General features: G+C 47.3%; 6 protein-coding genes and 1 rRNA gene. 5 read left to right on the top strand and 2 right to left on the bottom strand.

Annotated features, from left to right (window positions below):
• From rrf to fusA, 4 genes are all read left to right on the top strand, one after another.
• A 5S ribosomal RNA gene (gene rrf / locus JYB63_RS22205) occupies positions 1-113 on the top strand; the annotation flags it as partial.
• A gap of 521 nt (positions 114-634) precedes the next feature.
• Positions 635-1,378 (top strand): 1-(5-phosphoribosyl)-5-[(5-phosphoribosylamino)methylideneamino]imidazole-4-carboxamide isomerase, encoded by a 744-nt coding sequence (locus JYB63_RS22200; RefSeq protein WP_205660128.1) that lies wholly within the window; start codon positions 635-637, stop codon positions 1,376-1,378.
• A 250-nt stretch (positions 1,379-1,628) separates the two neighbouring features.
• A complete protein-coding gene (locus JYB63_RS22195; protein ID WP_272873603.1) occupies positions 1,629-3,557 on the top strand; it encodes a propionyl-CoA synthetase in 1,929 nt (642 codons plus the stop codon).
• 302 nt (positions 3,558-3,859) lie between these two features.
• Positions 3,860-5,947: an elongation factor G gene (gene fusA / locus JYB63_RS22190; RefSeq protein WP_205660126.1), complete on the top strand. Its 2,088-nt coding sequence runs from the start codon at positions 3,860-3,862 to the stop codon at positions 5,945-5,947.
• Positions 5,948-6,084: 137 nt separating this feature from the next.
• On the opposite strand, the gene JYB63_RS22185 is transcribed toward fusA, so the two are convergent.
• Positions 6,085-6,921 (bottom strand): HDOD domain-containing protein, encoded by an 837-nt coding sequence (locus JYB63_RS22185; protein ID WP_205660125.1) that lies wholly within the window; start codon positions 6,919-6,921, stop codon positions 6,085-6,087.
• 392 nt (positions 6,922-7,313) lie between these two features.
• Here JYB63_RS22185 and JYB63_RS22180 point away from each other — a divergent pair, with 392 nt between their 5' ends.
• Positions 7,314-9,020 carry a putative bifunctional diguanylate cyclase/phosphodiesterase gene (locus tag JYB63_RS22180; protein ID WP_205660124.1) on the top strand — a complete coding sequence of 569 codons (1,707 nt, stop codon included), beginning with the start codon at positions 7,314-7,316 and terminating at the stop codon, positions 9,018-9,020.
• Here JYB63_RS22180 and JYB63_RS22175 read toward each other — a convergent pair.
• The gene (locus JYB63_RS22175) at positions 9,017-9,364 is read right to left on the bottom strand and encodes a hypothetical protein (protein WP_205660123.1); all 348 of its coding nucleotides are present in this window, start codon (positions 9,362-9,364) and stop codon (positions 9,017-9,019) included. The genes JYB63_RS22180 and JYB63_RS22175 overlap by 4 nt on opposite strands.
• Positions 9,365-9,516 lie beyond the last annotated feature (152 nt).

Here is a 9,516-nt window from a genome sequence, read left to right as displayed (position 1 = left end):
GGCGACCATAGCGAGATGGAACCACCCGATCCCTTACCGAACTCGGAAGTGAAACGTCTTAGCGCCGATGGTAGTGTGGGGCTTCCCCATGTGAGAGTAGGTCATCGCCAAGCACCTAATTAAGAAAACCCGCTACACTGTAGCGGGTTTTTTTTCGTCTGCAGGAAAGTGACTCTGTCGCTAGGCTCTCAAGCTCCCAAGCTCTGGGCTGAGAGTAGATCATCACTAAGCACCTAATTAAGACTCTCTTTAAGAAACTGGCCGCTACGTTGTAGCAGGGTTGTTTTCGTCTGCAGGAAAGCGGCTCAATCGCCAAGCTCTTGGCCGAGAGTAGGTCATCACTAAGCACCTGATTAAGACTCTCTTTAAGAAACTGGCCGCTACGCTGTAGCGGGTTTATTTCATCTGTAAAAATGCTCCTGTCGTCAGTGCAGACAGTCAGTCTTACTGGATGTTTAGTGCTTAGTTATGGCTGTTGAAAAAATCTCATTTAGATTTACTTGGAAATTATTGATTTATTTTGCTTTTTTTTGCACGAAATGACCTGTTACCGACATCGTTTTCTGGGGAATCCATAATTTGTGTCTATGCTTAAGTATGTTTTATTGAGTGTAAACATACGTGGAGGTAGGGAATGATTATTTTTCCTGATATTGAGTTAATGGACGGTAAGTGTGTCAATTTACATCATGGTCATTTAGAAAGTCCGATTCATTACGATGTTGACCCTGTAGAAACTGCTCTGAAATTTGTAGAGCAAGGCGCTACCAATTTACACCTGGTTGACCTGGATGGTGTTGTCCAGGGTGGTAAGCATAATGCTGAAGTTATCTGTGAAATTATCGATAAAGCTGGCGTGCCCGTTCAGGTAGGTGGCGGTATACGCACAATGACATCTGCCCAATGGTGGTTTGATCACGGAGCTAAAAGAATTGTATTGGGAACTGCAGCGGTTATGGACCGGCATTTCCTGCAGGAAGTCTGTTCGCATTATCCGGGCCGGGTAGTCGCAAGTATTGATGCTAAAGATGATCATGTCATGGTTAACGGCTGGCGTGAGTCTACGGCCTTTACACCTCTTGAGGTAGGACATGCTTTGCAGGATTCGGGTATATGTGCACTGATTTATACCGATATTAATTATGATATTGATCATGCCGAAGCAACATTGGCAACAACGACTGAAATGGCCAGCGAATTACGAATTCCGGTTATTTCAAGTGGTACAGTAAAAACACTTGATGATATTTCCAGACTGCAGCTTCTTCCTAATATTGCCGGTGCAATCGTCGGCAGAGCATTATTTAACGGTTCGGTTTCACTTGAAGATGCGCTGCGTGTGGGATCTCAGGACGTGCCTAACCCTGCCATGATGTAATTTTCTGTGCTTATCTGACGTATAAAAACGGGGCATTTGTCCCGTTTTTTAATGCCTAAATTATGATTGCAACTCTCCTTATTGTCGACAATTGTGTTTTTTGTTGTCATTTATGTATTGATATGCCTCGTTTTTTCTAGTTATCGTCGACAATTTAGCCTTATGTCTTAGTTTCTTTATGCCTTTAGTCGGTTAGAGTGTTTTTTAAACAGATACCTTAGCCTGAGCAAGCAGTTTCCCGAGCCAGAAACTGTCAGGCCATAACAAAACTAATGAGGCTGCTGTCATGACGTATATTGCAGAGTATTCCAAATCCATTGAGACCCCGGAGCTTTTCTGGGCTGAAAAAGCGGCAGATCTTGCCTGGTACCGGCAGCCGGAAATGATCCTGAGTAAAGACAGTAATGGTATTGATCGCTGGTTTGCAGATGGTGAGCTGAATACGTCTTATCTGGCACTGGACTATCACGTTGAGAACGGTCGCGGTGAGCAGACCGCTCTGATCTTTGATTCACCAGTTACCGGTCATAAGCAGCAATACACGTATGCAGAGCTACGGGATGAAGTTGCTAAGTTTGCAGGCGTTCTGAAGGAGAAGGGTGTCGGCAAAGGTGACCGGGTGGTTGTTTATATGCCGATGGTTGCCGAAGCCGTTATTACCATGCTGGCAATTGCGCGTCTTGGTGCGATTCATTCAGTTGTGTTCGGTGGCTTTGCACCAAAAGAGCTTGCCGTGCGTATTGAAGACGCGGCACCTAAAGTAATCGTCTCATGTTCCTGTGGGATCGAGATAAGCAAGATTATCCAGTACAAGCCCTTACTTGATGAAGCCATTGAACGGTCCCGTCATAAACCTGATGCCTGTGTGATTTTGCAGCGCCCTCAGGCTGAAGCAACGATGATAGAAGGGCGGGATACAGACTGGCATCAGGCAATGGAGTTGGCTGAGCCGGCTGATTGTGTACCTGTTAAGGCAACTGATCCGCTCTACATTCTTTATACCTCTGGCACAACCGGTAAGCCAAAAGGGGTTGTGCGTGATAACGGTGGTCATGCTGTTGCGCTCAAGTACAGTATGAAGGCTATCTATAATATGGAGCCTGGTGAAGTATTCTGGGCGGCGTCTGATGTTGGCTGGGTGGTAGGTCATTCATACATTGTTTACGGCCCGTTGCTGGCCGGTTGCACGACCGTTGTGTATGAAGGTAAGCCGATCAAAACCCCGGATGCCGGTGCATTCTGGCGGGTATGCGCAGAGTATAAGGTTAAAGCATTATTTGCAGCGCCCACTGCTTTCCGGGCAATCAAGAAAGAAGATCCGGATTCTGCCTGTCTGGCGGCTTATGATCTGAGTGCGCTGGAAACAGTATTCATGGCTGGAGAACGTCTTGATCCGCCAACCTATGAGTGGACAACTAATACACTGGGTAAGCCTGTTGTTGATCACTGGTGGCAGACTGAAACGGGCTGGGCAATTTGCGGTAACCTGACAGGTGTAGAGCATCTTCCGCCCAAGGCGGGTTCGTCGACAGTCCCGGTTCCCGGTTTTAACGTGCAGATCCTGGATGCCGAGGGGAATGAGTTACCCAGAGGTGAGCAGGGCAGTATCGCAATAAAATTACCGTTACCGCCAAGTTGTCTGCCAACAGTATGGGGTGATTTTAACCGGTTCAAAGAAGGTTACCTGTCTGAGTATCCGGGTTATTACAGCTCCGGTGACGGTGGGTATAAGGATGAAGACGGATATGTTTTCATCATGGGCCGTACAGATGACGTTATTAATGTTGCTGGCCACCGTTTATCAACCGGTGAAATGGAAGAAGTTGTAGCCGGTCACCCAGCTGTTGCTGAGTGTGCTGTTATCGGTATTAATGACAGTTTGAAAGGGCAACAGCCTATCGGCCTTGTGTTGCTGAAAAATGGTATTGAGCTTGATGAGGCTGAATTGGAAGCAGAGCTTATTGCGATGGTCCGTAAGCAGATCGGGGCCGTTGCCTGCTTTAAGAAAGCAGTTGTCGTGCAGCGTTTGCCTAAGACCCGTTCAGGTAAGATCTTGCGTAAACTGTTACGTCAGATAGCAGATAAGCAGGATTACTCTATTCCATCGACTATTGATGATCCTGCAAGCTTGCCTGAAATCGAGACGATTATGGCTCGCCGCGGGCTAATTACATCTTAGTATTTCGGAAGCCTCACCGACCGGAATTTAGGCAGTTTTTAACTGCCTTTTTTTATGATAGTAGGTACTGATTAAGTGTTTTACCTTTTGGAAAAATAAACACTTTTTGGTGGATAAATGGCAGCGAAATTCACGTATCTTTCGATAAAGCTGCACGGTTTTCATATTTTTTGCTGTTCATGGCCGGGCTAAATGAATTTTTTTTGAAAAAAACTTTGCGTCCTGCTTAAAACTTATCCAAATAGACACAAAGTTCTGTATAATGTCGCGCAATTTACGCCCACATAGAATTGAGTGAAGCAATGGCAGACTTATCACACTATCGTAATATCGGTATTTTCGCCCACGTAGACGCGGGTAAAACTACCACGACTGAACGTATCCTGAAACTGACCGGTAAGATCCACAAGACTGGTGAAGTACACGACGGTGAATCTACCACCGACTTCATGGAACAGGAAGCTGAGCGTGGTATTACCATTCAGTCAGCAGCGACTACCTGCTACTGGAAAGATCACCGTTTCAACATCATCGATACTCCGGGTCACGTTGACTTCACAGTTGAAGTATACCGTTCCCTGAAAGTACTGGATGGTGGTGTAGGTGTATTCTGTGGTTCAGGCGGTGTTGAGCCACAGTCTGAAACTAACTGGCGCTACGCGAACGAATCTGAAGTTGCCCGTATCATCTTCGTAAACAAGCTGGACCGTATCGGTGCAGACTTCCTGCGTGTAGTTGATCAGGTTGAAAACGTACTGGGTGCTAACCCACTGGTTATGACTCTGCCAATCGGCCGTGAAGACGGTTTCATCGGTCTGGTTGATCTGCTGTCCCGTCAGGCATTCGTATGGGATGATTCTGGCCTGCCAGAAAACTTCGAAATCGTTGATATCCCAGCGGACATGGTTGATGACGTTGAGATGTACCGTGAGAAGCTGATCGAGACTGCTGTTGAGCAGGACGACGATCTGATGATGGCTTACATGGACGGTGAAGAGCCTTCTATCGAAGACATCAAGCGTTGCATCCGTAAGGGTACTATCGCTCTGGACTTCTTCCCAACTTACTGTGGTTCTGCGTTCAAGAACAAAGGTGTTCAGCTGGTACTGGATGCTGTTGTTGACTACCTGCCAAGCCCGACTGAAGTTGATCCTCAGCCACTGACTGATGAGAACGGTGACGAGACTGGCGAACACGCTCTGGTATCTGTTGATGAGCCTCTGCGTGCACTGGCATTCAAGATCATGGACGACCGTTTCGGCGCCCTGACCTTTATCCGTATTTACTCCGGTGTACTGAACAAGGGTGATACCATCCTGAACTCTTACACTGGTAAAACTGAACGTATCGGCCGTATGGTTGAGATGCACGCTGATGAGCGTACCGAACTGAACTCTGCTCAGGCGGGTGACATCCTGGCGGTTGTTGGTATGAAGAACGTTCAGACTGGTCACACTCTGTGTGATCCTAAAGCTCCGTGTACTCTGGAACCGATGATCTTCCCTGAGCCGGTAATCTCTATCGCTGTAGCACCTAAAGATAAAGGTTCTACTGAGAAGATGGGTGTTGCTATCGGTAAGATGGTTGCAGAAGATCCGTCTTTCGTTGTTGAAACTGACGAAGATTCCGGTGAAACCATCCTGAAAGGTATGGGCGAACTGCACCTGGATATCAAAGTAGACATCCTGAAGCGTACTTACGGCGTTGAGCTGGAAGTAGGTCAGCCACAGGTTGCTTACCGTGAGACTATCACTCAGGCAATCGAAGACAGCTACACGCACAAGAAGCAGTCTGGTGGTTCTGGTCAGTTCGGTAAGGTTGACTACCGAATCAAGCCAGGTGAAGTTGGCTCTGGCTTCAAGTTCGAATCTACCGTTGTTGGTGGTAACGTTCCTAAGGAATTCTTCCCGGCTATCGAGAAGGGCTTCAAGGGCATGATGGATGAAGGTCCTCTGGCTGGCTTCCCTGTTCTGGACGTTGAAATCGAACTGTTCGACGGTGGTTTCCACGCGGTTGACTCCTCTGCAGTAGCATTCGAAATCGCAGCGAAAGGTGCATTCCGTCAGTCTATGCCTAAGGCCGGTCCTCAGCTGATCGAACCTATCATGAAGGTTGACGTATTCACTCCGGACGATCACGTTGGTGACGTTATCGGTGACCTGAACCGTCGTCGCGGTATGATCAAGGATCAGGAAGCTGGTGCAACTGGTGTACGTATTAAGGCTGACGTTCCTCTGGCTGAGATGTTCGGTTACATCGGTCACCTGCGTACTATCACTTCAGGCCGTGGTCAGTTCTCTATGGAGTTCTCACACTACATGCCTTGCCCGAACTCTGTTGCTGAAGCAGTGATCGAAGCTGAAAAAGAAAAGAAAGCTGCTAAGAAGTAATTCTGAGTAAGCTAAGAAAAACCCGCCTATGGCGGGTTTTTTTTGTCTGAAAATAAGTGTTAGCGATCGCTGTCAGTGTTACTGGCGAAAAAAAACCGCCAGTGGCGGTTTTTGTGTTTATGTCGGGGTCGCAAGAGTCAGCAAGCGGCCAGCTCATCCAGCAGTGGCATGATTTCTTCCTTAAGATCCAGAAAGTCCAGATCGCAAAGGCCGAGAAAGGCCAGAACCGGTTTGAGCTCAAATAATGTTTCTTCGGTATCGTTAAGTCGCCAGTACATGCGGTAAGCGGCGCTGATTTCTTTGGCCAGCAATAGTGTGCACAACTGTTTTCGCATATCTTCGTGCTCATCATTTTTTTGTTTGAGCACATCCAGATAATTTGCCTGAGCAGCGATGGCTAAATGGGTATCCTCTGGGATAAACCAGTTGCGTGCCAGAGCGGCGCCTACCTGGAAGTGACTGACGCTATAGAGCCGTAGCTGAGCTTGATGAATTTCCTGCAGGTCGCTGCCGTTGAGCTTGCGCATAACATCCAGAAAGTCATTCTTATAGGTTAGCATCAGTGGAATGCCACAGTCGTGCAGCATACCCAGCGTGTAGGCGTCGTCGGTGGTAATCATTTTATAACGACGGGCTAGCATAACCGCAATCTGTGCAACTTCTGTTGCCGTATCCCAGAAGCGTTCCAGGCGAATATGGGCCGGAAAGCTGTTCTTAAGTGCAGCAATCTGGACCACAGAGTAGACTTTTTTCAGCCCCAGCATGTTGACCGCATGTTCTATTGACTTGATCTTAGTGGCGGCACCGATTGCGGGGCTGTTAACCGTGGATATGACTGAGGAAAACAGGGCTACATCAGAGCGAAGCACCCGGTAAACGTGGTCAAGATTCACATCATCAGATTTAAGTGCTTTAGCGATGGTTACAAGTGCTTCCGGACGGGGAGGAAGGCTGATAGGGATCTTTCTTTTCATTGGGGAACGGATCGCTCTGCTACTTCTGGGCTGAAGCACATTTGTATCATTCCGGATACTCAGGATAAAGCCTTTGGCTACCCATGTTGACAGTCTAAAGTCGCATTCTAAAGCGCTTCATTTACGTATTTGAACAGCTGTTTTGTGCAAAAAATGTACATTATGAACAGGTGTTTAGATAACTTTCCACCGGTTTCGGCATGTGTGAAGCTTTGGTTTGATTCAACGCAAAGAAGTTGCCTTTTTACTGGCGCAGAATGATAGCAGAAGGAAGATTCTGAATAATACTTTTACCGGCAGAGCGGAATTGAATGCTCTGTATTTCACGGGAAATATTTTCTGCTGAGGGTATGAAAGTGTGTCCCTATGCGCGACCGGAGTGTCTGAGTTACATGATTAACTGCTCTGATTCTGTATTTGAACCTGAAATCTGTAAACGGCTGATTGCTGAAACACCGATGTCGGTGATGGTGACTGACAGCAATTTGCGGATTATTCAGGTGAATAAATCATTCGTAGATACAACGGGTTATTCTGCTGCTGAAGCAATCGGTCAGACACCACGCCTGCTCAGTTCTGAGCGTCACGATACACAGTTTTATAAAGCAATGTGGCATTCAATCCTGGATACAGGCCAATGGCAGGGGGAGATCTGGAACCGTCGAAAAGACGGGGAGGTTTACCCTGAATGGCTGAACATAAACGTGATACGGGATGATGAAGGATCGGTGAGTCACTATGCCGGTGTTTTTTCAGATATCAGTGCATACGACAATTCCCGTAAGCGTCTCCATCATATGGCGCATTATGATGCTCTGACCGGGCTGGCAAACCGTGTACTGTTATATGACCGGCTTGGACAGGCAATCGAAAAAGCCCGTCGTGATAAAGCCATGCTGGCGGTCATGTTTATCGATCTGGATCATTTCAAACGGGTAAATGACAGCCTTGGCCACAGAGCAGGAGACCGGGTGCTGAATGCGGTTGCTGAAACACTGAGGCAGCAAGTAAGGCAGTCAGATACGGTTGCCAGGATTTCCGGTGATGAATTTGTGGTTATGTTTACCGACATTCAGGCTGTTGAACATTTGGCTAAAGTCGCTGGAAAAATGGTTGCGGCGCTGGAGAGGCCTTTTGATATTGGCGGAGAGTCTGCAGTACACGTCAGTGCAAGTATCGGAATCAGCGTTTTCCCGATGGATGGTGAGAATGCAGAGTCACTGCTACAGCACGCAGACATTGCCATGTATAAAGCTAAAGAGAGCGGCCGGAACAGTTTCATGTTTTATACCGATCAGATGGGGAAGGTACTGCAGGAGCATCTGCTGATCGAACGGGATTTACGTAAAGCGCTGGATAATCAGGAGCTGACCGTTGTGTACCAGCCTCAGGTCTGTGCGCAGGATCACCGGATTACCGGATTTGAAGTTCTGTTACGCTGGTATCATCCTTTACGTGGCTGGATTTCGCCGGCAGTTTTTATTCCGATTGCTGAAAATGCTGGTCTGATCTCGATATTAACCCGTTGGGTGTTTACGACCGCCTGCTTACAGCTGAAAGACTGGCATCAGCGGTTTGATCAGAGCCTTAAGATGGCGGTGAATATATCCGGGAAGCAATTTAAGCTGGGCCGCCTCGATGAGGAAATTCTCAGTATTATCAGTTCTACAGGTGTGGCTGCTGACAGGATTGAGCTTGAACTGACAGAAACATCGCTGATTGATAATGTGGATAAAGCGACTGAGATACTGAACAGTATTCGCGAGCATGGGGTTTGTCTGGCCATTGATGACTTTGGTACCGGGTATTCATCACTGAATTATCTGAAGTTGTTTGATGTGGATAAGCTTAAGATCGACCGTTCCTTTGTGCAGGCTCTGTTTAACGGCAAAAGTGATTCTGAGATTGTGACAGCCATTATTGGTATGGCAAATAATCTGAACATTGCTGTGATTGCTGAAGGTGTCGAAACGAAAGAACAGTTACTTTTCCTTCAGGAGAAGGGCTGCGATGAAATTCAGGGATATTACTTCAGTACCCCTGAATCACCGGCGGTTATTGCACAGTTACTTGCACCGTCTGAGAACGGACAGAATTAGCCGGTAAGAGTTAACGGCTGGTAATGCGCTGTTTGCTTAACAGAGGTGCGGTTGTGCTGCATATAGCTTTGCAGCAGGCGACCGGTAATGCAGTTGAAGCATCCGTCACTCTGACGCTGGCACAGGCTGCTGGCACAGGCCATGAGTAGCAAATCATGAGACAGTCGTGACAATGTACTACGATCTGAACTGTGTAATTCTGTGAGAGTAATGATACCGTCGTCAAAGAGTTGCTGAACAGCCTGGTCCTGCCAGCAGGCGATAAGCTGGCCGGTAATTGAGTTTGTCAGGCTGATACTGGGGTGTTCAGTATTTAACCAGGCATTAATGGCCAGTACAGTCATATCCATTCCTTTAATTAAATGATAATAATTCTCATTATCTATAAATAAAGCTCTTATGCAAGCGGAAAGTCCCTTTTTGGAACTGAGTTGGAGATCTACAGTCAGAGAATTAACCCTGCGAGGGTGAGCCGACTTATGTCGACGAGAGGAAC

It is taken from the genome of Aliamphritea spongicola, assembly GCF_017051665.1.
GTDB classification, from domain to species: Bacteria; Pseudomonadota; Gammaproteobacteria; order Pseudomonadales; family Balneatricaceae; genus Amphritea; species Amphritea spongicola.
The sequence above is the reverse complement of the archived record's forward strand: the minus strand, read 5'-3'. Positions and strand labels throughout refer to the sequence as shown.

What these genes read in the sequence shown, in the direction of transcription:
- JYB63_RS22185 (WP_205660125.1), bottom strand. Translation starts at nt 6,921, where the DNA reads ATGAAAAGAAAGATCCCTATCAGCCTTCCTCCCCGTCCGGAAGCACTT.
- fusA (WP_205660126.1), top strand. Translation starts at nt 3,860, where the DNA reads ATGGCAGACTTATCACACTATCGTAATATCGGTATTTTCGCCCACGTA.
- JYB63_RS22175 (WP_205660123.1), bottom strand. Translation starts at nt 9,364, where the DNA reads ATGACTGTACTGGCCATTAATGCCTGGTTAAATACTGAACACCCCAGT.
- JYB63_RS22180 (WP_205660124.1), top strand. Translation starts at nt 7,314, where the DNA reads ATGATTAACTGCTCTGATTCTGTATTTGAACCTGAAATCTGTAAACGG.
- JYB63_RS22200 (WP_205660128.1), top strand. Translation starts at nt 635, where the DNA reads ATGATTATTTTTCCTGATATTGAGTTAATGGACGGTAAGTGTGTCAAT.